The following is a 17987-nucleotide window of genomic DNA, read 5'->3' on the forward strand; positions in this document are numbered from 1 at the left end:
GAACACCTCCCCTCGCCGGACGCTCCACCTCCACACTCGAGAAGGAAGATTCACGTGTCTGCTCTCCATGAGGCGCCCCAGACGGCGACCAAGCTGCTCGTGACCGCCATGGGTTTGATCGATACGTTCGACCCCCGGCAACGGGCGACCGCGATCATCGACGATTTCGACGACCCGCGGCGGCTGAACTGGGACATCATCCCCAAACCGGACCGCACCGGCATCCCGCTCCACCAGTTGGACCGTCACCAGAAGGTGCTGGTGTGGGATCTGATCCGGATGGCGGTGCCGCTGCGCACCTTCACGAAGGTGCTCTCGATTCCGCAACTCGAGCACGTGCTCCGGGACTACGAGCAGGACTTCCTCGGACCGGCACTGCAGACGTGGCGCACCTCGGATTCGTACTTCCTGACGTTCTTCGGCAGGCCGGGATTCGAGGACACCTGGACGCTGCGTTTCCTCGGTCACCACGTCTGCCTCAACCTGACCATCGTCGACGAGCGGTGGATCTCCGCCACCCCGGTCGCGCTGGGCGCCCAGCCCACCGAGTACGACGGGGTGCTCAAGCCCCTTGCCGACGACGAGGGCCTGGCCTTCGACCTGCTGGCCTCCCTGGACGACGAGCAGCGCGGCCTCGCCGTCATCCACGATGTCGCCCCCGCCGACTTCGTGACCCGGCAGGTGCCGCGGATCGGGGCCTACGAATACCCCGACCATTACGACCTCGGCATGCCCGGGTACACCATCACCGACGCCGACCGGGTCGCCCTGAAGTTCGTCCGCGACCGGCCGTCCGGGATCAGCGGCGCGAAGCTGTCCGGTGACCAGCAGCACACGCTGCTGGGGATCGTGGACTGCTATCTCGAGCGACTGCCCGAGGAAGCCGGCGACCGCCACCGGCAGGCGCTGCGAGAGGGGGGCATCGACCGGGTGTTCTTCGCGTGGGCCGGTGCGCAGAAGCGCGGCGCACCGCACTACTTCCGCGTCCACACCGACCGGTACCTCATCGAAGCGGTCAACTCCGTCGGCGGTGGGAACCACCTGCACACCGTGCTGCGGGACTTCGACAACGACTTCGGGCACGACCTGCTCGCACTCCACGCCGGGACCGACTCGAAGTGGGGCGGCGGGCACCTGAGCAGCCGGACGGTATCCAGCGAACAGTCCGATCCGCACCTCGAACCCTGAACGCCGCTCGGCCCCGCACAGCGCTGAGCGGGGCCGACTCCGGCCCGCGGAGTGTGAGACTCGTCAAGTTTGTCCATTTCGGTTTCCCTGTTGCCTGATCAGTGGCGACACTGGTGAAGCTGATATTTAACGTGGACGAAACAATGAGGTGGATTGTGTTGGGGCGCTCGAAGGCAACCGTGGTGTACTCGGTGTCGGGTCGACCGTCCAACCCGTTCGCGCGACCCGTCGATCGCTTCGCGGCCACCCTGAAATCCGTCATCGTCACCCTCGGGGGTCTCGCGATCGTGCTCGCCGCCGTGATCGGCACCTGGGAGTACCACCAGGAGAGTGCGCGGGCCGCGCAACAACGCGCCACCACAACCCTCGTCGAGGCCGTCACCAGCGCCGACGCCCCGATCACCCTGTCGCCCCGCGGCTCGGTCCGGACCACCCCGATGGTGAAGGCGACGTGGGCCTGGGGCTCCGAGTCCCGCACCGACAGCATCGAGGTCCCCTCGGGGACCCCGGCGGGCACCTCGAAGACCATCGCCGTCGGCGACGACGGAAGCTGGGCCGGCCCGCGGATCACGACCTCCGACGTCGTCAGCGCCGCGGTCGCGGCAGTGCTCGTCACCCTCGCCGCGAGCGCGCTGATCCTGGGTGCGGTGTGGGCGATGTGCTCACGCGCGGTCGAACGCCGCCGCCAGCAGTACTGGGACGAGAGCATCCGCAGGCTGTTCGCGACCTACAGTCGCTGATCCTCCCGCAGGCCGGTTCGACAGGCCTCGCACCTCACCTCCGGCGGAGCTGAATCCGCTTCGGACGACACCCGATCGCGTTGTGCCGTGTCGGTTTCGGTGGACTCACTCCGGGTTATTCAGGTGATGCCGAGGAAAGGTGGGAGCCATGTCCGACCGGGATGCTTCTATATTCGAAAGCGAACGCGAGCTCGACGAAGAGTCCGTCCGTAAGGCGCAGCGGACCGTCGCCCACCACTCGATCGATGCCGAAGACTGCCGGATGCTACTCGCTGCCCTCGGCATCCCCCTCGTGCGCGACCTCGAGAACGAATCACTCTCCGGCACGGCCGGCGCCGAATCTCTCTGACCGGCGCGTCTCGCGAGACGCCCCACGGGACCGCTGCTGGGCGACAGGCGTTCACAGCGACTCCACAGCGAAGCTCGAGGGTGCCCGCACCGGCGACCGCTTGTATGGGATGTAACCCGAACAGCCCAATGGAGAGGTCCTCATGACGAACAGCCCGCGTCACCACGCCGACGAAGTGCACGAGCACGATCGCGGCCTCAGCCACGACCTGAAATCGATGTTGTCGCGTCGCCGCGCACTGTTCGTGTTCGGCGCGGCGGGTGCGACCGCGCTCGCCGCGTGCTCGACCGCGGGATCGACGGCGACGTCGTCCTCGACAGGGGCGGCCGCGACCACGGGGGAGACGGTGAGCGACGGCACGTGCGTGGCGGCGGCGCCGCAGGAAACGGCCGGACCGTATCCCGGCGACGGGTCCAACGGCCCGAACGTGCTGGTCGAGTCGGGGATCGTGCGGCAGGACATTCGCAGTAGCTTCGGCGCGTACACCGGGACGGCGGAGGGTGTCGCGACGACCATCGAACTGAACCTGCAGGACCTGACGAAGGACTGCGCGGCCGGCGCGGGAATGGCCGTCTACCTGTGGCACTGCGACCGGGACGGCGAGTACTCGCTCTATGGTCAGGGCATCACCGAGCAGAACTACCTGCGCGGCGTTCAGTTGGCGGACTCCGCGGGCACGGTGTCGTTCACGTCGATCTTCCCGGCCTGCTACTCGGGACGGTGGCCGCACATTCACTTCGAGGTGTTCGACTCACTGGAATCTGCGGTGGCGGGCGAGGACGCCCGGTTGACGTCGCAGATCGCTGTGCCGCAGGACGCGTGCACCACGGTCTTCGCCTACGACAGCGGTTACGCGAACAGTGTCGGCAACCTGTCGAAGGTCTCCCTGGACTCGGACAACGTCTTCGGGGACGGCTGGGATGCCGAGTTGGCCACCGTGTCGGGCGAACCCGCCACCGGTATGACGATCTCGATCACGATCGGTGTCGCCGAGAAGTCGGCGAACGCGCAGTCCGCGCCGAGCGGTCCCGGTGGGGGTGGCGGACAGCCGCCGAACGGGGCGCCCGGCCGGTAGCCGTCGCGGCTCGGTTCCGTCGTCGGTCAGCTGACGTGCCACCCGGGTGGACGGTCGAGTTCGTTCCATTCGCGCGTCAGCTGAGCCTGCTGGCGGCGGGACGCGACCCAGTGGACGACGAGGAACAGGAGGCAGTACCCACCGGTCGCGGTCACCCAGATCCCGCACGCGACGCTCACCGCCGTGGCGGCGTTCTGCGAACCGGTCTCCGGCGCCGGGACGAGATCGCCATTCTGGTCGAGCCAGACGGTGACGGTCTGGCCGGCCTTCGCGGCCGATTCGGTCGGAACGTCGGCGGTGTGCGTCTGCCCGTTCGCCGACCACTGCACCCGTGCGTGGGCTTGATACTGGGGTGAGGCGGGCAGGGGTTCTCCTGCGCTCCCGGTGCGGGAATCGTCGACGAGCGTGGCGGGTGTCGGGTGCTGGGTGGCGAGTTCGGCTCGCGTCTGCTGGTCGAGCCGCGAGTACGTCTCGGTTCCGTAGGCCGCGGCCAGTGGGATCATCATGAGCACGAAGAACACCCCGATGAGGACCATCGCGGATCGGAGCCGGTCGCACCCCCGCATGAGAGGGTTGCGGCTCCATGGACCCAGACGCCACAGGCGTATCGGCGCTGCACACGTTTCGCTCATCGCGCACCTCCGGGTGGTTGCCCACCACCATTGTGCAACCGAAACGGCTGCACGTGTAGGGCCTTCTGGCAGGTGTTCGCGCGCGGTCGGCGTGGCCGCGTCAGACCCGCCGGGACAGGTCGGGCGACGGGGGAGCTGTCAAACGCCGATGCCGGTGAAGGCTTCGGTCAGTGCCTCGATCCCGGCCCGGACCGTGGGGCGGTCGTTGTCGGCGCGGCGGAGCGCGTAGATCTCGCGCTCGAGTGTGGGACGCACCGGGACGATCGCCACGTTGTCCGGCACCCAGACGCGGGCCAGGCGCGGCACGAGTGCGGCGGCGAGACCGTGCGCGACGAATTCGAGTTGAGCCGCGAATTCGGGCACTTCGTACCTGATATCCGGTTCGACGCCGCGGTTGCGCAACGTCTGCACCAGCCAGGTGTGGTACACCGCGCCCTTCTTCCACGTCGTCCACGGCATGTCCGCGATCTCGTCGAGGTCGACGTGGTCGCGAGAGGCCAGCGGATGGTCCCGGGACAGTGCGACGTCGGCGGAGTCGCGGTGCACCAGGGTGTGGACTGCGTCCTCGGGCAGGTGCAGCGGCATCGTGACCCAGCTGTCGACGACGGCAAGGTCGACTTCACGGCGCACGATCGCGGGTATGAGGTCCTCGGTCTCGCCGGCGAAGAAGCTGACCGCGAGCTGCGGGTGGCGCCTGCGCAGCGTCGCCACGGCAGTCGGCACGACGACTCTGCCTGCGGAGGAGAAGGACCCGATTCGCAGTTCTCCCACCACATCGCGGTCGAGGGAGACGACTTCGGATTCGGCCTGCGCCAGAAGCGATATCACTTCCTGTCCGCGACGGGCCAGGAGCCGGCCCGCATCGGTGAGCTGGACGCCGCGGCCTGCGGGCACCAGGAGTGCGGCGCCGACCTCCCGTTCGAACTTTCCGAGTTGCTGCGACACCCCGGACGGCGTCACGTGCAGGGCGCGGGCTGCGGCGCCGATCGATCCGTGTTCGGCGACAGCGCACAGCGCGCGGAGGCGGTCGACACTCAACATAGTAGTAATGCTACTGCTTTCATGACACGACTATTCACTTGTTGTAATGGTTGGAGCCTCGGAGAATTCTCGGTGTGACTACCGCCCTCCGTTTGCGTCCCCGCGCCCTCGTCAGCCCCTCGTTCAGCGTCGCGTCCGTGGATCCGCGACTGCTGGTGCTGGCGGGTGCGGTGGCGACTTCGCTGACCGGCAGTCTCATCAAGCTGTCCGGGGTGGAGCCGGCCACGTCGACGTTCTTCCGGTGTGTGCTGGCGCTGCCCATCCTCGGTCTCCTTGCGCTGCAGGAGTTTCGGCGGTACGGCGGGATTCCGCGTCGGGTGATCGCGGCCCAGGTGCTCGGCGGGATGATGCTCGGCGTCGACTTCGCGCTGTGGGCGCGATCGATCCACCTGATCGGCGCCGGAATCTCCACCGTCGTCGTCAACGTGCAAGTCGTCGTCGTGCCACTGCTCGCGTGGGTTTTCTTCCGTGCACGAGTGCCGGTCCGTTTCGTCGTGGCGGTCCCCTTCCTGTTCGCCGGCGTGGCGCTCGCCGGCGGAATCCTCGGCGGCAGCGGCGACGGCGATCAGCTGTTCCTCGGAACTCTGCTGTCGCTGGCGGCGGGCGTGGCCTACGGGATCTACATCTTCGTCATCGGCCGCGCCGGATCCGCACACCGGGCGTCGTCGCAGGTGTTCGTGTCGACGATCGCCGCGGGCGTCGTCGGGACCGCAGTGGGATCACTGTGGGGAACGGTGGACCTGACGCCGGGATGGCCCGCGCTGGGATGGCTGGCGGCGCTGTCGCTCAGCAGCCAGGTACTCGGCTGGGTCCTCATCGGATTCGCCCTGCCGCGGCTCGCCGCCGAGGTGGGCGCCACGTTGCTACTGCTCCAGCCGGTGCTGGCGATGCTGTTCTCCATCGTGATCGTGCACGAGCGACCCAGCATCGGGCAGTTCGCCGGCTGCGCGCTCGTCGTCGCAGCGGTGTGGATGGTCACCCACGTGAAGCCGGCGGACCGTCGTCCGGTGCCCGCCCGAATCGCCGAATGACCCGGGTGCGGCGCCTGCCCGTGTTTCACCCCGTCCGCAGCGACGGCTCGTCGGCGGGCGGTTCGGGTGGGCGCTGTCGCTGCTTCGCCGAGTACAGCTCGCGGTCGGCGTGTCGATAGAGCGCGGTGAGTGGGTCGGCCTCTCCGGTGCACGACGCGGCGCCGAAGCTGAACGGGGTAGGGCTCTGCCGGGCGAGTTGCGCCGTCACGCCGGGCAGCTCGGCGTGATGCTCGCCAACCACGCAGGTGACGAACTCGTCGCCGCCGACCCGGGCGAGAAGGGCGCCGCGGGGCATGTGCGCGGCGAGGTAGTTGGCGAGGTCGACGAGAACCGCGTCGCCCGCGGCGTGGCCGTAGTGGTCGTTGGTCGACTTGAACTGGTCGACGTCGATGAGGACCAACGTCACGGAGACCTGTCCCGTGCCCGCGCTTTCGAGCGCATGCCGGAACGCGAGCTCGAACCCGGCGCGGTTGAGCAGGGCTGTCAGTCCGTCGGTGCTGGCCGATTCGATCAGGGTCCGGGTGAGGGATCCGAACATTTCGGCCGCGCCGAGTACGCAGGTGATGGCCACGACGAGAACGGCGGCCTTCACGGTCACCGTGTCCACCTCGACCGGCACCAGCGTGAAGGCGGTGGGCGCGACGACGACTCCGACCACCATCAACCCGGTGAGGCCCCCGACGAGGAGCCTCGACTGCCGTTTCGGGTAGAACACGACGAAATACATCGCCAGGAACATCGCCGCGATCGCGCAGAGCAGTTGGGCGACGGCGAGAACGAGACCGGACATGACGATCGGTGTGGCGAGCAGTGCCGCCGCCGTGCAGACCTGGTAGGCGCGTCGGCTCGGCCTGCGCCCGCCCCGGTGCAGCACGACGAGTGCGAACACTCCGAGGAGAATGCCCGCCGTGCGAGCGGCGACGGTCTCCGGCCGGATCGACAACCCGACCATGGGCGGGAGGACGAACCCCGCGAGGTGCAGCGCAGTCGTGATCCACAGGTAGCGGCGCAGGATGCGCGGCTGATAGTCCTGCAGGACCGTGTCGACGGACGAAGCAGCGAGGGGCCTCACCCTCGCAATTATCCAGGACCTGTCCCGGAAAGGGCGGGCTCTCGCGACCCCCCCTCCCGGGAGACCGAGTCAGCTGGGCGTGGACGCGGGAATTTGCGTGGCATCGTCGTGCCACGGCGGTGTCTGGATGCCCGCGCCTTCGTACATCGGGAGTCGAATCCCTTCGCCGTACCGGGCGATCTGGTCCCAGGGGCGGTTGAGGCCGAACGTGCCGTAGGTGCGGACCCGGGTCACCGCGTCGAGGTCGAGGGTGTCGACGAGGACTTCTTCTCCCGACCCTGCCTGCTGGCGGATGATGCCCTCGGGGTCGACGACGACGCTTTCGCCGACTCCGGCCGGGTCGGCGCCGTTCACGTTGACGACGTAGACCTGGTTGGTCCACGCGTTGGCGCGGGAGCAGACGAGTTCCATCTCGCGGTCGCGGGTGGTGGTGAGGGTCGGTTGGATGATCACTTCCGCGCCGAGCCAGGCCAGTTGGCGCGCGGTTTCCGGGAAGGAGCCGTCGTAGCAGATGGCCAGGCCGATGCGGCCGATGCCGGGAATATCGAAGACGACGAACTCGCTGCCGGGTGCGGTCTGCTCGTACGGCTGCCAGGGGAAGACCTTGCGGTAGCGGGCCACCACCTCGCCGAGAGGTGATACGGCGATGGCGGTGTTGTAGATCTTGTCGTCGTCGCCGCGCTCGTAGAGGCTTCCCGGCACCAGCCACAGGCCGGTCTCCTCGGCGAGTGCGCAGATCCGGTCGATGTGGGGGCCGGCGAGTGGGAGCGCCACCTTGTCCATCCAGTCGGCGCGGGCCTGCAGTAGGGGCGCCTCCGCGGCCAGCACGAGTTCGGGGACCACGACGAGTTCGACGTGCGGGAAGGTGTCCCGGACGGCGCGGACCTGGTCGGCGAACCGCTGCCAGGTGGTCTCCACGTCGAACGGGACGGGGGCGGTCTGGATGGCGGCGATGGTCAGTGTGCGCATGGGTTCAGTCCTCTGTGACGGTCAATTCGGTGACGGCGGTGCGGCCGTCTCGGAAGAAGCGGCGGAAGCGGGTGCGGACGAGCACCATCGCCACGGCGCCGACGGCGATCGAACCGACACCGAGCAGGAACACCCCGCCGATGCCGTGGAACGAGGTCGCCCCGTAGTCCGGGTCGAGCATGTCGTGGGCGCTGCGCGCGAAGGCGGCGAGCATGATCGTGCCCCCGAGTGCGGGCAGGATGCCCCGGAGGAACAGGTCGCGCGGCGAGTCGGTCAGACGGTGGCGGAAGTACCAGACGCAGGCGAGACCGGTGACACCGTAGTAGAACGCGATGAGGAGGCCGATCGAGAGGATCGCGTCGCCGAGGAAGTTGCCGGAGACGAGCGTGAGGGCGGTGAGCAGCACCGCGGCGGTCGTACCGAAGAACACGGTGCCGAACGCGGGCGTGCGGGAGGTGGGGTGGATTCGGGTGAAGGCGCGGGGCAGCGCGCCGTGGGTGCCCATGGAGAGGGTGGCGCGTGAGCTGCCGATGACACAGGTGAGCAGCGCCGAGATCGCCGACACACAGATGGCGAGTTCGACCACCTTCGACAGTCCCGCGCCGAGTACCGGCGGCCCGAGCGTGGCGAGCACGTCGCCCGCGTTGTCGGGATTGCCCAGGCCCAGCCCGTCGGTGCCGATGCCGGCGAAGCTGATCGCGGCGAATCCGGTGAACAGATACGTGCCCAGCAGGACGAGGGTGGAGATCACCGCGGCCTGACCCGGGATGCGGTCGCTGTCACGGGTTTCCTCGTTGACGGTGATCAGCGCGTCCCATCCCCAGTAGATGAACAGGCACAGCAGTACCGCCTCCGCGAAGGGGCCGAAGCCGCCGAATGCGAACGGGTTCAGCCAGGACAGGCTCGGTGTGGAGGCGCCGGTGCGGGCGAACGCGGCCGCTCCGAAGCCGAACAGGGCGACCAGTTGCAGCCCCAGCAGCACGTACTGCACGGACGCGGCCAGTTGCAGCCCGCGGTAGGCGATGGTGGTGACCGCGGCGACGATCAGGACCGCGGTGACGATCACCGCGACGTTGTCGGACGCCAGCGAATCCAGGCCGAGCAGGGTCAGGAGGTATCCGGCTCCGACGCGGGCGAGTGCCGTCATCGCGATGAGGGTCGCGATCTGCACCACCCAGCCGCCGGAGAGCCATCCCGTGTGCGGACCGAACGCGCGGGTGGTCCAGACGAACGTGGTGCCGCAGTCCGGCATCTCCCGGTTCAGCTCGCGAAAAGCGAACGCCGTCAGAAGGATCGGAACGAAACCGAGGAGGAGGGCGGCGGGGGCGAGGTTGCCGACGACCATCGTCACGAAACCGAGCGTGACCGCGATGCTGTACGCCGGCGCGACCGAGGACAGGCCGAGCGCGACTGCGGCGAGCAGACCCACGGAGCCGCCCCGCAGTCCCTTTCCGGTGGGTGCTGGTGGTGGGTCGAGACTCGTCTCGGCGTCGGTGGGATTGGTCGACACGGTGACTCCTGAGATCGGGGCGGATTCTTTAAACAGAAATTTAAGAACAGTGTGATCTACGTGTCAATAGCTGGGAAGGTATTGTCTAAATCTCCATATAGAAACCGGGGAAGAGCGGAGCGAGGGCAGTGGCGCGGAAGAAGGATCAGGGGGCCCGCCGGGCCGAACTCGGTGAGGCCGTCCAGCGGGCGGTGCTCGCGCGCGGACTGGAGGGGGTGCGTCTTCGTGACATCGCGGAGCAGGCCGGGGTCACCCCTGCGGCGGTGCTCTACTACGGCGACCTGGACGCGTTGATCTACGAGACGTATCAGCGGGCCATCGAACGGTTCAGCCAGGAGCGCGAGCGCGTCGCCGACCAGTTCCCCGACGCGCGCGACCGCCTCCGGGCCTGCATCGACCACGGGGTCGCGAGCGGACCGGACGACGAACTGGTCCGACTGCTGTTCGAGTGCTGGCCACGATCGCTGCGCGACGCCAAGGCGGCGGCCCTGGACAGTTCGCTGACCGAGCGCCAAATCGCCGTCTACTACGGCATTCTCGTCATCGGGCAGACTCAGGGTCACTTCACGCTCACCGACCCGCCGCGCCTGCTCGCAGCGAATTTCGTGGCCATGGAGGACGGCTATCAGATGGAGGTGCTGGCCGGCCGTCGCAGCCGCGCCGAGGTGATCGCCAGCCTCCACTCCTACGCGCGCGCGGCCACCGGACACGATCTGAATGGCTAGGCAGGGTATGGGAAACTAGGAGTAACAGATAGGTTGGATTCGCGTCGCCAGGCCCGGCCGCCGAGCACCGAAAAGGAGCCTCCCATCAAGATCCTGCAGAACGTCTCGAGCGAGATCCGCGAGTGGGAACGCGGCTTCAGGACGGTGATGCTCCGAGTACGCCAGATCGGGGTGCTGATCGACCGTCTGGGGCCCGCGCTCGACGACCTGTCCGAACTGCTGGACGCCGCCAAGCAGATCGCGGAGACAGCGGAGGGGCTCGCCGTGAGCGCAAAGGGCATCGACCGGAGCGCCGAGATCATCGCCCGCGACGCGGAGAAGATCGCGCAGGCGCTGCCCGCGGTCGAGCGGCTGGGGAGACTCGCAGACCGCCTACCCGGAGGGGGTAGACGGTCTGCTGCCGGGCGGTGACGGATGGACGCGGCCCCGTCAGGCGGTGTTACCGAGCGAGATCGTGAACGTCGGTGCCGACGAGGCGCAGCTCGGCGGGCTGCGCCTTCGGGTCGTCGGCGATCCCCGAAATCGGCATCATGGCGAGAGCCTGATCGAATGCGTCGACGAGCCATTCCCCGGTCACCGTCACGAGCTGGGTGTCTTCGGCGGCGGGCTGCTTCTGGAAGAAAGTCACCACCCACGGGTTCTGCGCGTCCGGATCGGAACTGAGATCCCCCGGTGCGTTGGTGGCGAGCAGGTGAATGCCGCGCTCGAAATCGACCCGGACGGCATAGCCGGTGCCGGTGTTGACGACGGTGGCTGGGCGGTGCGCGGCCAGGGCCAGCGTCATGAGGGCATCGGCGTAACGGGTGGTGTGCTCCACGGTAAGTGGCATGAACGATCACCTTTCAACTTCTGTGAGCGTCGCCGCGGCAGAGCAGGCCCGGAGTTCAGTGGTCCGAAAATGCAGTTCCTCCGACAAGTCACGAGAAGATAGAAGTAAAGCTGTTCGTCGGGAGCTTCGGCTGCGAGAGCGTCGTGCGGTGTGGTGCTCTCACTGTCGGCCACCTTCGAGGTGGGCGTCCTGGCACAGCGTGCACAGTTGGTACGCCCGATCAGAGCACGGACGCGTCGGGCGGTCCGTGAACTGCGGTAGCTGTGTACTCAACTACGACTAACCGTACGGTGCCGGAACCGGATACGCGACACGGGGGCGTCCGCCGGACAGCGTTGTGGCCCATGACCTGGGGTCATGGGCCACAACGTGTCGTCCTGCGGGTCGGCTCAGTGCTGCAACACCGGGTAGTCGGTGTAGCCCTTCGCGCCTTCCGAGTAGAAGGTCTCGGGGTCCGGGGTGTTGAGCGGCAGGTCTTCCTGCCAGCGCCGCACGAGATCCGGGTTGGCGATCGCGGGACGCCCGACGACGACGGCATCGGCGTGGCCGTCGTCGAGGATGGCCAGCGCCTCGTCGCGGGTGGTGACTGCTCCGAAACCACTGTTGATCAGCACCGGACCGCCGAAGCGCGTCCGCAGGTCCTGCGCAAGGGGCCCGGACGGGTCCTTGTGCAGAATGCTCAGGTAGGCGGGCTTCAACGGAGCAATGGCGTCGACCAGCGCGCCGTAGGTGGCCCGAACGTCGTCGGCGTCCAGTTCCAGGGCGTCCTGGATGTTGTGTTCGGGTGAGATGCGGATACCCACCCGGCCTGCGCCGATGGCGTCGGCCACGGCCTCGACCACCTCGACGACGAAGCGTGCCCGGTTCGTGGGGGAGCCGCCGTACGCGTCCTCACGCAGGTTGGACGCCGGGGAGAGGAATTCGTGCAGCAGGTAGCCGTTGGCGGCGTGGATTTCGACCCCGTCCATCCCGGCTGCCACCGCGTTCCGCGACGCCTGGACGAACTCCTCGATGACGGCGGGGAGTTCCTCGGTACGCAGCGCGCGGGGCACCGGGTACGGCTCCTTCCCCTCGTATGTGCGGGTCTCACCGTCGATGGCGACGGCGCTCGGGCCGACCACCTCGTGACCGCCGGTGGTTCCCTCGTGCGTGACGCGGCCGGCGTGCATGACCTGGGCGACGATCCGTCCACCGGCTCCATGCACGGCGTCGGCGACGTTCTTCCAGCCCGCAACCTGCTGGGGTGTCACCAGCCCGGGCTGGCCGGGGAAGCCCTGGCCGGCGTGGCTGGGGTAGGTGCCCTCACTGACGATCAGACCGAGAGAGGCCCGCTGACGGTAGTGCTCGACCACCAGCGGTCCGGGCACACCGTCACGCCCGGAGCGGACGCGGGTCAGGGGTGCCATCACGACCCGATTGGGCAGTTCGAGTTCGCCGAGTGTCAAGGGGGAGAAGAGATTCACAGATATCGGTCTTTCCGTAGGCGTGTTCGGCAGCTCCGTTCTCGGTGCCGCCGCGCAGGATCGGGATCCACTGGGGGAAACGGGCCTACGGGTCGGGCTATTCCGACTCGTGACGGCCGTCACTGTGAGGGCACCGTCCCCGAGTCGGGGAATTGCGCTCGCCTACAGGCTGTGGTCGCATTCGAGCAGGGCGTCGAGCCAGAGCAAGGCTTCGACGAGGGCCTGCATGCGAATGAGTGCGGTGTCGGCAGGCACGGGCGGCGGGGGATCGGATCCTGCCCGGTGCCTGCTCTGCAGGTGTCTCACGACGGCGGTGAACAGCCACTCGGCGGGCGCGGGCAATTCCTCGTTCAACTCTGCGGTGTCGTGCACGACGGGTACGACGCTGATGAAGCTGTCGACGGCGTCGGTGACGCTCGAGGCCGGATCCGCGATGAGGTCGGCGATGGTCGTGACGATCCACGCCACGACCGCCGTGAACGCCGACCGGTCGCTGCTGTGGTCGCACGCGAGCTGGGAGATCTCGGGTGCGAGCGCGTGGAAGTCGCGGTCGCCGACCAACGTCAGGAGGCGACCGCCCAGTTCCGCGCCGTCGGCGCGCTGAGGCCCATCGATCATGGCTGTCCCACGGCAGGTATTCGGCGCCGTCAGGTTTGCGGATGGGGCCGAGGGCGTCACGGCCCTAACAGCCGAACGGAATGCACAGAGAACCCGTGCATGCCGCGGCGGCCGCGACAGAAAACGGCTGGTCGAGTCCGGTGGCTAGGACGGTGCCGCCGGCGGCGGGCAGGGCGACCACGGTGCCCGAATCGAACTCGGTGACGTAGTGCGTCCCGCCGGACACCGCCACATCGAACGCGTTGCCCAGGCCGGTGGCGAGGGTGGTGGGCCGGTCGTGACGACCGCCCGACGGACGAGCGGGTGAACGGTGATCGGCGCGTCGGCAAGTCCTCTCCTGGCCCGTGTCCGGAAGAATACAACCCGTCACTGTGCGATCCGCCGGGGTTAGGGCAGGACGTCCGTGCCGCTCAGACCTCTGCTGCGACGGGCGGCTTGACTCCGACGACCGGGCACTGCGCCTCGAGGAGCACACGCTGGGCGACGCTGCCCATGAGGAGTTTGCCGACGGGGGAGCGTCGTCGCATGCCGAGGACGAGGAGCTCGGCGGCGGAGTCGTAGGACGCGTCGATGAGGTTGTCGGCGTGGGAGCGGTCGGGTTCGTTCCGTGCGATGCGGTAGTCGACGCCGGCGGCGTCCGCTTCCTCCCTCGCGGAGTGCAGTTCGGCCCCGAACCCGGGATTCGAGGCGCTGTCGCCGTCCGCGATCACGACGAGATCGGTTGCGCGCATGCGGGCTTCGGCGAATCCGAAGGCCAGGGCACCGCGACCTTCGACTGTCGGAACGTAGCTGAGAATGACGCTCATCGTGACCTCGGCTCGAGTACGGGAGTGGTCAGGGTGCCCTGGGCGAGGTATTCGTCGAGGTTCTGCAGCGTGAGAGCCTCCATCGCGGCCCGGGTCTCGGTCGTGCCGCTCGCGACGTGGGGGAGGAGGACGACGGTGTCGAGGGCGAGCAGCGCTTCGGGCACGTGCGGTTCGCGGGCGAATACGTCCAGTCCGGCACCGGCGAGCTTGCGTCCGGTGAGCAGTTCGACGAGCGCGTCCTCGTCGACGACGCTTCCGCGCGCCACGTTGATCAGGTAGCCGTCGGGCCCGAGGGCTTCGAGAACCGTTCGGTCCACGAGCTTTTCGGTGCCCTTGCCGCCTGCTGCGGCGACGATCAGCACATCCACCCCGGCGGCGAGTGCGGCGGCCGAGCCGACGTACGAGAACGGGGAGCCGGGAACCTCGCGCCGATTGTGGTACGAGATCGTGCAGCCGAAGCCGGTGAGGCGGGTGGCGATGGCGGAGCCGATGCGTCCCAGCCCGACGATGCCGACCCGCGTGCCGCTCACCTTCCGGGTGAGGGGGAAGTTGCCCTCTGCGGGCCAGCGGCCGTCGCGCACGAAGCGGTCGGCGGCGGAGAACCCGCGGAGCGTGTCGATCAGCAGTCCGACCGCGGTGTCGGCCACGCAGTCGGTGAGGACGTCGGGGGTGTTGCTCACGCCGATTCCGAGTTCCTCGGCGAGCACGACATCGGTTGTGTCGTAACCGACTCCGAAGTGCACGATGGCACCGAGGTTCGGTAGGTCCGTCATCAGTGCGGCGTCGACTCCGGTGCGACCGGACGTCACGACCGCGGTGACGGACTCGCCGTGCTCGGCGAGAAAGCCGGTGCGGTCTTCGCCCAGCGGGAGGTCGAGTGCGTCGTACTTCTCGGAGAGCGTCGCGGTGAGGGACGGCTTCAGCGGCCCGACCTTCAGGACGCGTCCTCCCGAAACAGTCTGTACAGCAGCTTCTTTCACGGACGACTCAGTGGTCACCATCGTGCCTCCTGACGAGTGGTGACGCGACTCTCCGCGTCACCGGTTACCCGTACGTTAAGCGGCGCCCGGAATACCTGTCCAACACGTAAATAACATGGATCGATACTCAAACGGCATTGGTCGGCGGCGCGTTGACGTGCGCAGATGCCGAAACTCCCTGTATGTGCCGGTCAGGGGCCTGCCGGCGTGATCGCAGTCTCCATCAATTGTGCGTGTGACGGCCCTCACGAGCTGTTTCGGGCCGTTTCCCCCTGTTGACGCTCCTCCGGGCCGCTCATAGCGTGTGTCTACCGTCACAGGCGGGCCCTCTTCACTCGCGTCGAGTACGCGACACATCCCTACGGAGGACACCATGAGCCCTGCACGTTCGCTGCAGCAGGGAACCCGTTACCGCGCCGTCGTCGTGGCCACCGCCGCACTGACGGTGCCGGCTCTGGTCACAGGTTGCTCGGTGGCCAATTCGAGCCACAGCGACGCCGCCAGCCCCGACACGTTGCGGATCGTGCTCCCGCAGGAGCCGCCCACGCTCGAACCCTGCGACGCGTCACTGACCTCTACCGGAGTCGTCGTCCGCTCCAACATCACCGAGCCGCTGGTGGAACGCAACGCCGATACCGGCGATCTCGAACCGAAGCTCGCCGACTCGTGGGAGCAGACGTCGGACACCGTCTGGACGTTCCGGATCCGTCCGGGCGTCACGTTCAGCGACGGCAGCGTCTTCGATGCCGAGGACGCCGCCTTCTCGATCGATCGCACCGTCAACTCCACCATCGGCTGCGACGTCGACGGGTACGTCTTCGGCGACGACGAACTCGAGGTGAACGCCATCGACTCGTCGACCGTGACGGTGCAGACTCCCGTCGCCGACCCGATCCTTCCGCTGCGGATCTCGTTCGTGGAGATGGTGCCCTCCACCACCGACGCGCAGGACAAGGTGCGCGATCCCATCGGCACCGGCCCCTACGAGATCGACTACTGGGATCACGGGCAGCGACTCGCGCTGGTCCGCAACGACACGTACTGGGGCCCGGCACCCGAGTACACGCGGGCGATCTACCAGTGGCGGACCGAGGGCAGCGTCCGGGCCGCGATGGTCACCAACGACGAGGCCGAACTCGCCACGTACCTCGGTCCGGAGGACGGCGCGGGCGACCTCGGTGTCGCCTACCCCAACAACGAGACGACGGCGCTGCGCATGATGGCCACCGAACCGCCGCTCGACGATTACCGCGTCCGCGAGGCCATCGACCTCTCCGTCAACCGGGCGGGGATCGTCAAGGCACTGTTCCAGGGTCTCGGCGAGCCGGCCGGGCAACTCGTCGGCAGCAGCATCGTCGGGTTCGACCCCGACCTGCAGCCGACCCCCTACGACTCCGATCGGGCCGCGCAACTGGTGGCGGAGGCCAAGTCCGACGGCGTTCCCGTCGACAACCAGATCCGCCTGATCGGGCGCACGGGCCAGTTCCCGAAGATCAACGAGACCATCGAGGTCATCCAGAACTCGCTGAGCAAGGCCGGCCTGAACGTGAAGATCGAGATGATGGACACGGCCGGGCAGATGCAGTACCAGATCCGGCCGTTCCCGCAGGGCACCGGACCGATTCTGCTGATGATCCAGCACGGCAACCAGGCGGGTGACGCGCAGTTCACCGTCGACCAGTACATGCGCAGCGACGGATATCAGAGCTACTTCGGTTCGCCCGGATACGACGCGCAGATCGACGCCGCCGAGCAACTCGTCGGCGACGCCCGTCAGGACGCGTTCGCCTCGGTACTGGCCAACGAACCGAAGGAGATCCGGCAGTTCGCGTACATCGCCCACATGAACGCGGTGCTCGCCAAGTCCCCGACCGTGCAGTACGCGCCCAACTCCGCGACCGGCGACGAGATGCGTCTGAGCGAGATGACCCACGCGGACACATCCGCGAACGGCTAACCCCTCTTCCCAGCCCCCCGGAGGAACTGAGATGTCCCAACCGAACCCGATCCGAAGGCGGTGAGTCATGTTCGCCTTCCTGCGCCGACGCGTCTACACCAGCCTCGTACCCCTCCTCGTCGTCCTCTTCGGTGTGTTCCTGCTCGCCCGCCTCACCGGCGACCCGACCAACCTCTACCTGCCGGTCTCCGCGACACCGGATCAGCGCGCCGAGTTCGCGGCCGAGAACGGCCTCGACAAGCCGGTCCCGAGCCAGATGGTCGACTACCTGTCCGGGGTCGTCCACCTCGACTTCGGCGAGTCGCTGCGCACCGGTGAATCCGCCGCGACCATGGCGTTGCGGGCGTTCCCGGCCACGCTGCAGCTGGCGTTCTTCACGATGCTGCTGGCGATCATCGGCGCCATCGTGATCGGTTGCTGGGCGGCGTACCGGCCGAATTCGCTCGCCGACCGGATCTCGAGCCTGCTGTCGATGACCGCGGCCAGCATCCCCGACTTCTGGTTCGCCATCACCGGAGTGTGGATCTTCGCGGTGGTGCTGGGGGTGCTGCCCACGTCGGGTACCGGAAGCGCGCTGTCGTGGATCCTGCCGATCGCCACCCTGCTGATCCGGCCGCTCGGCGTGCTCACCCAGGTGGTCCGCGGTGCGATGGTGTCGGCGCTGTCCGCACCATACGTACGACTGGCCCGGAGCAAGGGCGCCGGCGATCTGCGCGTCGTCACCCATCACGCGCTCCGCAACGCCGCGGCTCCGGCGCTGACGGTGGCCGGCGACCTCACCGTCGGACTGGTCAACGGCGCCGTCGTCGTCGAGGCGATCTTCGGCTGGCCCGGCATCGGCAAGCTGATGATCGACGCGATCCTGCAGCGCGATTTCGCGGTCCTGCAGGCGGCGGTGCTGCTGACCGCGGTCAGCATCTTCGTGCTCAACATCCTGATCGACGCGGGCTACGCACTTCTCGACGCGCGTGTCCGTGAGAAGTCCAAGGTCTAGGAGGCCGC

The 17987-nt window shown here is 68.0% G+C and carries 20 protein-coding genes; 9 read left to right on the forward strand and 11 right to left on the reverse strand.

Annotation, left to right across the window (positions count from 1 at the left end; all coding sequences use genetic code 11):
* The first annotated feature begins 54 nt into the window (after window positions 1–54).
* The 4 genes from PSR88_RS19880 to PSR88_RS19895 all read left to right on the forward strand — a co-directional run bounded on the left by PSR88_RS19880 (window position 55) and on the right by PSR88_RS19895 (window position 3352).
* Window positions 55–1188 carry a DUF3500 domain-containing protein gene (locus PSR88_RS19880; protein ID WP_009476987.1) on the forward strand — a complete coding sequence of 378 codons (1134 nt, stop codon included), beginning with the start codon at window positions 55–57 and terminating at the stop codon, window positions 1186–1188.
* Between the two features lie 155 nt (window positions 1189–1343).
* Window positions 1344–1928 (forward strand): hypothetical protein, encoded by a 585-nt coding sequence (locus PSR88_RS19885; RefSeq protein ID WP_016884557.1) that lies wholly within the window; start codon window positions 1344–1346, stop codon window positions 1926–1928.
* Window positions 1929–2076: 148 nt separating this feature from the next.
* Entirely contained in the window at window positions 2077–2277 is a 201-nt protein-coding gene (locus tag PSR88_RS19890; protein WP_009476989.1) for a hypothetical protein, read from the forward strand.
* A gap of 142 nt (window positions 2278–2419) precedes the next feature.
* A complete protein-coding gene (locus PSR88_RS19895; protein ID WP_016884556.1) occupies window positions 2420–3352 on the forward strand; it encodes a 3,4-dioxygenase subunit beta in 933 nt (310 codons plus the stop codon).
* A gap of 26 nt (window positions 3353–3378) precedes the next feature.
* Here PSR88_RS19895 and PSR88_RS19900 read toward each other — a convergent pair whose 3' ends face one another.
* Window positions 3379–3984 (reverse strand): hypothetical protein, encoded by a 606-nt coding sequence (locus PSR88_RS19900; protein ID WP_011596454.1) that lies wholly within the window; start codon window positions 3982–3984, stop codon window positions 3379–3381.
* A gap of 138 nt (window positions 3985–4122) precedes the next feature.
* Complete coding sequence (locus PSR88_RS19905; protein WP_016884555.1) at window positions 4123–5025, reverse strand: LysR family transcriptional regulator; 903 nt, start codon at window positions 5023–5025, stop codon at window positions 4123–4125.
* Window positions 5026–5099: 74 nt separating this feature from the next.
* On the opposite strand from PSR88_RS19905, the gene PSR88_RS19910 reads away from it, so the two are divergent.
* A complete protein-coding gene (locus PSR88_RS19910; RefSeq protein WP_016884554.1) occupies window positions 5100–6056 on the forward strand; it encodes a DMT family transporter in 957 nt (318 codons plus the stop codon).
* A 25-nt stretch (window positions 6057–6081) separates the two neighbouring features.
* On the opposite strand, the gene PSR88_RS19915 is transcribed toward PSR88_RS19910, so the two are convergent.
* From PSR88_RS19915 to PSR88_RS19925, 3 genes are all read right to left on the reverse strand, one after another.
* Window positions 6082–7128, reverse strand: coding sequence for a sensor domain-containing diguanylate cyclase (locus tag PSR88_RS19915; protein ID WP_016884553.1), 1047 nt, complete (start codon window positions 7126–7128; stop codon window positions 6082–6084).
* A 69-nt stretch (window positions 7129–7197) separates the two neighbouring features.
* Window positions 7198–8097: a carbon-nitrogen hydrolase family protein gene (locus PSR88_RS19920; protein WP_016884552.1), complete on the reverse strand. Its 900-nt coding sequence runs from the start codon at window positions 8095–8097 to the stop codon at window positions 7198–7200.
* 4 nt (window positions 8098–8101) lie between these two features.
* On the reverse strand, window positions 8102–9607 hold the full coding sequence (locus PSR88_RS19925; protein WP_011596459.1) for an APC family permease: 1506 nt from the start codon (window positions 9605–9607) through the stop codon (window positions 8102–8104).
* Window positions 9608–9735: 128 nt separating this feature from the next.
* On the opposite strand from PSR88_RS19925, the gene PSR88_RS19930 reads away from it, so the two are divergent.
* On the forward strand, window positions 9736–10332 hold the full coding sequence (locus PSR88_RS19930) for a TetR/AcrR family transcriptional regulator (RefSeq protein WP_011596460.1): 597 nt from the start codon (window positions 9736–9738) through the stop codon (window positions 10330–10332).
* A gap of 33 nt (window positions 10333–10365) precedes the next feature.
* Window positions 10366–10743 (forward strand): hypothetical protein, encoded by a 378-nt coding sequence (locus PSR88_RS19935; protein ID WP_016884551.1) that lies wholly within the window; start codon window positions 10366–10368, stop codon window positions 10741–10743.
* A gap of 28 nt (window positions 10744–10771) precedes the next feature.
* Here the strand turns inward: PSR88_RS19935 and PSR88_RS19940 are convergent, their stop codons facing one another.
* The 6 genes from PSR88_RS19940 to PSR88_RS19965 all read right to left on the reverse strand — a co-directional run bounded on the left by PSR88_RS19940 (window position 10772) and on the right by PSR88_RS19965 (window position 15049).
* On the reverse strand, window positions 10772–11161 hold the full coding sequence (locus tag PSR88_RS19940; protein WP_009477012.1) for a hypothetical protein: 390 nt from the start codon (window positions 11159–11161) through the stop codon (window positions 10772–10774).
* A 389-nt stretch (window positions 11162–11550) separates the two neighbouring features.
* On the reverse strand, window positions 11551–12624 hold the full coding sequence (locus PSR88_RS19945) for an alkene reductase (protein ID WP_016884550.1): 1074 nt from the start codon (window positions 12622–12624) through the stop codon (window positions 11551–11553).
* Between the two features lie 162 nt (window positions 12625–12786).
* Complete coding sequence (locus PSR88_RS19950) at window positions 12787–13242, reverse strand: hypothetical protein (protein WP_011596463.1); 456 nt, start codon at window positions 13240–13242, stop codon at window positions 12787–12789.
* A 64-nt stretch (window positions 13243–13306) separates the two neighbouring features.
* Window positions 13307–13612, reverse strand: a complete 306-nt coding sequence (locus PSR88_RS19955) for a hypothetical protein (RefSeq protein ID WP_011596464.1) — start codon at window positions 13610–13612, stop codon at window positions 13307–13309.
* Window positions 13613–13652: 40 nt separating this feature from the next.
* Complete coding sequence (locus tag PSR88_RS19960; RefSeq protein WP_011596465.1) at window positions 13653–14048, reverse strand: universal stress protein; 396 nt, start codon at window positions 14046–14048, stop codon at window positions 13653–13655.
* Entirely contained in the window at window positions 14045–15049 is a 1005-nt protein-coding gene (locus PSR88_RS19965) for a 2-hydroxyacid dehydrogenase (RefSeq protein WP_009477016.1), read from the reverse strand. Before PSR88_RS19965 ends, PSR88_RS19960 begins: the two co-directional genes overlap by 4 nt.
* A 352-nt stretch (window positions 15050–15401) precedes the next feature.
* Here PSR88_RS19965 and PSR88_RS19970 point away from each other — a divergent pair, with 352 nt between their 5' ends.
* Together PSR88_RS19970 and PSR88_RS19975 are read left to right on the forward strand one after the other, a co-directional pair.
* Window positions 15402–16985, forward strand: a complete 1584-nt coding sequence (locus tag PSR88_RS19970; protein WP_016884548.1) for an ABC transporter substrate-binding protein — start codon at window positions 15402–15404, stop codon at window positions 16983–16985.
* A gap of 67 nt (window positions 16986–17052) precedes the next feature.
* Window positions 17053–17979 (forward strand): ABC transporter permease, encoded by a 927-nt coding sequence (locus PSR88_RS19975; protein ID WP_016884547.1) that lies wholly within the window; start codon window positions 17053–17055, stop codon window positions 17977–17979.
* The last annotated feature ends 8 nt before the right edge of the window (window positions 17980–17987 follow it).

It is taken from the genome of Rhodococcus sp. DK176, from assembly GCF_038447315.2.
In the GTDB taxonomy this organism is placed as follows: domain Bacteria; phylum Actinomycetota; class Actinomycetes; order Mycobacteriales; family Mycobacteriaceae; genus Rhodococcus_F; species Rhodococcus_F jostii_A.

Bases quoted from the DNA above. Each gene is read 5' to 3' on its own strand.
- PSR88_RS19890 (WP_009476989.1), top strand. From the start codon at position 2,077: ATGTCCGACCGGGATGCTTCTATATTCGAAAGCGAACGCGAGCTCGAC.
- PSR88_RS19895 (WP_016884556.1), top strand. From the start codon at position 2,420: ATGACGAACAGCCCGCGTCACCACGCCGACGAAGTGCACGAGCACGAT.
- PSR88_RS19900 (WP_011596454.1), bottom strand. From the start codon at position 3,984: ATGAGCGAAACGTGTGCAGCGCCGATACGCCTGTGGCGTCTGGGTCCA.
- PSR88_RS19905 (WP_016884555.1), bottom strand. From the start codon at position 5,025: ATGTTGAGTGTCGACCGCCTCCGCGCGCTGTGCGCTGTCGCCGAACAC.
- PSR88_RS19920 (WP_016884552.1), bottom strand. From the start codon at position 8,097: ATGCGCACACTGACCATCGCCGCCATCCAGACCGCCCCCGTCCCGTTC.
- PSR88_RS19940 (WP_009477012.1), bottom strand. From the start codon at position 11,161: ATGCCACTTACCGTGGAGCACACCACCCGTTACGCCGATGCCCTCATG.
- PSR88_RS19950 (WP_011596463.1), bottom strand. From the start codon at position 13,242: ATGATCGATGGGCCTCAGCGCGCCGACGGCGCGGAACTGGGCGGTCGC.
- PSR88_RS19960 (WP_011596465.1), bottom strand. From the start codon at position 14,048: ATGAGCGTCATTCTCAGCTACGTTCCGACAGTCGAAGGTCGCGGTGCC.
- PSR88_RS19965 (WP_009477016.1), bottom strand. From the start codon at position 15,049: ATGGTGACCACTGAGTCGTCCGTGAAAGAAGCTGCTGTACAGACTGTT.
- PSR88_RS19970 (WP_016884548.1), top strand. From the start codon at position 15,402: ATGAGCCCTGCACGTTCGCTGCAGCAGGGAACCCGTTACCGCGCCGTC.
- PSR88_RS19975 (WP_016884547.1), top strand. From the start codon at position 17,053: ATGTTCGCCTTCCTGCGCCGACGCGTCTACACCAGCCTCGTACCCCTC.